2 protein-coding genes, 1 tRNA gene, 1 rRNA gene and 1 other RNA gene are annotated in these 4,341 nt (G+C 31.0%); all 5 read left to right on the forward strand.

All coding sequences use genetic code 11. The features are described 5' to 3' along the window. Nucleotides 1-141 (forward strand): 23S ribosomal RNA (locus VLM92_RS10970); the annotation flags it as partial. 60 nt (nt 142-201) lie between these two features. Then, nucleotides 202-276, forward strand: a tRNA-Thr gene (locus tag VLM92_RS10975). Nucleotides 277-415: 139 nt separating this feature from the next. Further along, on the forward strand, nt 416-2,950 hold the full coding sequence (locus VLM92_RS10980) for a cell wall-binding repeat-containing protein (RefSeq protein WP_325276389.1): 2,535 nt from the start codon (nt 416-418) through the stop codon (nt 2,948-2,950). 89 nt (nt 2,951-3,039) lie between these two features. Then, nucleotides 3,040-3,379, forward strand: an RNA gene (gene rnpB, locus VLM92_RS10985) — RNase P RNA component class A. Between the two features lie 114 nt (nt 3,380-3,493). Then, on the forward strand, nt 3,494-4,341 hold an 848-nt coding region (gene galU / locus VLM92_RS10990; RefSeq protein ID WP_325276390.1), incomplete at its 3' end, for a UTP--glucose-1-phosphate uridylyltransferase GalU.

Below are 4,341 nucleotides of genomic sequence, written 5' to 3' on the forward strand. Positions count from 1 at the left end.
CTAAGCGCGAAGCCGACTTCAAGATAAGATTTCCCACCGTAAGGGTAAGACCCCAGGAAGACTACCTGGTTGATAGGTCGAAGGTGTAAGTGCAGTAATGTATTTAGCTTACCGATACTAATAGGTCGAGGACTTGACCAATAAATGATTAAACTCTAAATGATATACAGTTTTCAGAGTACTAACTCCAAAATTAAATTTGCTAGTGTGGCTCAACGGTAGAGCAGCTGACTTGTAATCAGCAGGTTGTAGGTTCGATTCCTATCACTAGCTCCAATTAAAACTATGTACTTTGTACATAGTTTTTTTATTGTAAAATAAATAAATTTACTAATTTGTGAAAAAATGTTAACATAGTATAAATGCTAAATTTAAGAGATTATGCAAGAACACGTCATTATAAGGGGGAAAAATATTGACATTACTAAAAAAGACCATAATAAGTGCAACAACGTTATGTTTATCAATAGTAAATATAACTAGTTTAACTTTTGCAAATCCAAATATAGAAAATCATCAAATTCAAAAAGCTATAAATCAAACAGAAGCATTTGTAATTACAGATGACATAGAAACACAAAAGAAAAAATTAAATATTTCTTCAGAACAAATTATAATTGAATATTTAAATAAACTAGAAACAGCATCAACTTTCAAACTTAAATGCAAAGAAAATGATGAAAAAGATGAGCAACTAATAATAAGATTACAACAATATATAAATAACATACCAATATATGGTTCAGACATAGTTGCTTGTGTAGACTATAGTGGAAACATAAAATCAATTTCAGGATATATAGAACCAGCAGAAGCAACATTAGAAGATTTCAAGTATAAATTGAATATAACAAAAGAACAAGCAATAAATATAGCAACAAATAAGCTTAAAGCAACAGGAAAGAAAGATATAGAATCAGAATTATATTTATATAAAAATCAAGATAAATATATACTTGCATATAAGGTGGATATAAAAGTATTAGGAAAAGAACTATACGATCAAACTATGTTTATAGATGCTGAGCATGGAAATATAATACAACAATATGAAAATGTAAAGAAAATAGTCAGAACAAATACAACCAAAGCAAAAGGTGTATTTGGAGATGAAAAAGACATACAAGTAGTATACAAGGAAGCTGAACCAAATTTTAACGATGGATATTACTTTATAGATAAAACAAGAGGGGCAACTCCAATACAAACAGTTGATGCAAATAATGAATATTACACTATATATAATATGATTAACTCTGTTGATAATTATACAAAGTACTATAGTACAAGCTTACAACAAAGTGATGGAAAATTTGTAGATGCACATTACTATGCAGGAAAAGCATACGATTTTTATTATAATAAATTTAGTAGAGATGGATTAGATGGAAAAGGGAAAAAACCAGTTGTATTTGCAAATGTAGATATTCCTGGCAATGCTTTTTCTGCACAAATTAATGGATCAGATGTTTTAGGCTTTGGAAATGGAGATTCATATACTTATGATTCATCAGGTTCAATAGATGTAGTAGGCCATGAATATACTCATTCAGTAGTGGCGAATACAGCAAGATTAGAATATGTTTCTCAATCAGGTGCTATAGATGAAGCTTATGCAGATATATTTGGAACTTTAATAGAACATAGCTATAAAACAGACTTTAACTGGGTTATAGGAGAAGATTTTTTAAGAAATGGATATATTATAAGAGATTTAAGTGATCCAGAAATAGACCATGTAAGTAAATTAAAAGTATGTAGTGAATATCATGTACACAATTCAAGCTGTGATAACAATTATGTTCATGATAATAGTGGAGTGATAGGTAAATTAGCGTATCTAATATCACAAGGTGGAATACATTACAATGTTAGCGTTAAAGGTATTGGAGAAGAAAGAATGGGTGAAATTTTTTATGATGCTCTTACAGAAGGATTGTATTCTCAATCAGACTTTAAGCATTTAGGAGAAGTTTTATTATCAAAAGCCCAAACTACTACTGAAAAAGAAACAATAACAAATGCATTAAAATCAGTAGGAATAATGCCTAAATATATTACTACTGAAATAGTAGGAAGTACAAGATATGAAACTGCTACAAAGATAAGTCAAAATGGATGGAGTACGGCAAATAGCGTAGTAGTTGTAAATTCAAACTCTATGGTAGATGCACTTTCTGCTACACCTTTTGCTAAACTTAAGGATGCTCCTATACTTTTAACAGAAAGTAATAGCTTAAATGATATAACTAAAAAAGAAATAATTAGGCTAAATGCTAAAAATGTATATGTAATAGGGGGAACAAGTGTAATATCTGAAAATGTAATTTCTCAGCTAAAATCTATGGGATTAATAGTAGAGAGAATTAGTGGTGATGATAGATATAAAACTTCATTAGAAATAGCAAAAAGACTAGGCACTATATCTGAAATATCTGTTGTAAACGGAGTTACAGGTTTAGCTGATGCAGTTAGTATAGCTCCAGTTGCAGCTAGTAAAAATATGCCAATAGTACTTGCTTCACCAAAGGAAGGAACAAGTGTATTTAATGAATTTATAAAAAGTAACAAGATAACAACATCTTATATTATAGGAAGCGAAAATGCTGTCTCAAGTGTAATAGCTAACCAATTACCTAATCCAAAAAGATTAGGTGGGCTAAATAGAGATGAAACAAATGCCGTTATAATTGGGAATTTTTATACAAGTAAAGAATTAAATAATATATTTGTAGCTAAAGATGGAATGACAAAGCAAGATCACTTGATAGATGCACTATCAGTAGGAGTATTAGCAGCAAAAGAAAGTTCTCCAGTTGTTATAGTAGGAAATGAACTATGCACTAAACAAAAAGATTTATTATTATCTAAAATTCCTAAAGAATTAACTAAAGTTGGGGGTAATGGTAATGAGAATGCATTTAATCAATTGATAAATATATTTAAATAATAAATTGGATTAAATTAAAATAATTAGTTAAAATTAACTTTTGACATAATTTGAAATTCATGATAATATAATAAAAGTCAACTAAATATTAAGTAAGCCAGACGATCGCGGGCAGCATTTGCTGCGTGAGGAAAGTCGGAGCTCCATAGAGCAGGGTGCTAGGTAACGCCTAGTGGGAGTGATCCTAAGGAAAGTGCAACAGAAAATAACCGCCACTTATGTGGTAAGGATGAAAAAGTGAGGTAAGAGCTCACTATGGGCTAGGTGACTAGTCTCATGTGTAAACCCCACCTGGAGCAAGACCAAGATAGGGCTAAAAGGATGTTGCTCGCATCCTCCGGTTGGTAGGTCGCTTGAGCCTATTGGTGACAATAGGCCTAGAAAGATGATTGTCTAATACAGAACTCCGCTTATAGACTTGCTCAATATTTTGACATGAACACTAGATATTCTAGTGTTTTTTTATTGCATAAATTGAAGAAAATACGCAAATATGGTATATTAAAGAGATGATAGTATGAATTTATGGAGGAAATGATAAATATGACAGTTAAAAAAGCTATAATACCAGCGGCTGGATTAGGTACAAGATTTTTACCTGCAACAAAATCACAGCCAAAGGAAATGCTTCCAATCGTAGATAAACCAACATTACAATATATAATAGAAGAAGCTATAAACTCAGGAATAGAAGAAATACTTATAATAACAGGTCGTAACAAAAAATCTATAGAAGATCATTTTGATAAATCTGTTGAATTAGAATTAGAACTAGAACAAAAAGGTAAACAAGAAATGTTAGATATGGTAAGAAATATATCTAACATGGTAAATATTCACTACATCAGACAAAAAGAGCCAAAAGGGCTTGGACATGCTATACACTGTGCGAAAAGTTTCATAGGAAAAGAGCCTTTCGCAGTACTTTTAGGTGATGATATAGTTGATTGTGAGACACCTTGTTTAAAACAGTTAATAGGTGCGTATAATGAGTATAAGACAAGCATATTAGGTGTTCAAGAGGTAGCTAAGGAAGATACTAATAAGTACGGAATATTAGACGTTAAACATATAGAAGACAGAGTATACAAAGTAAAAGACATGGTAGAAAAGCCATCGGTTGAAGAGGCACCGTCAAACGTAGCTATACTTGGTAGATACATAATAACTCCGGCTATATTTGATATATTAGAAAATCAAGAACCTGGAAAAGGTGGAGAAATTCAATTAACAGATGCACTAAAGACTCTTGGAGATCAAGAAGCTATATATGCATATAACTTTAAAGGAAGAAGATATGATGTAGGAGATAAATTTGGTTTCTTAGAAGCAACTATAGACTTTGCTTTAAAAAGAGATAACTTAAGAGATAATTTAATAAATTACATGAG

This window comes from Romboutsia sp. (assembly GCF_035470145.1).
Classification (GTDB): domain Bacteria; phylum Bacillota; class Clostridia; order Peptostreptococcales; family Peptostreptococcaceae; genus Romboutsia_D.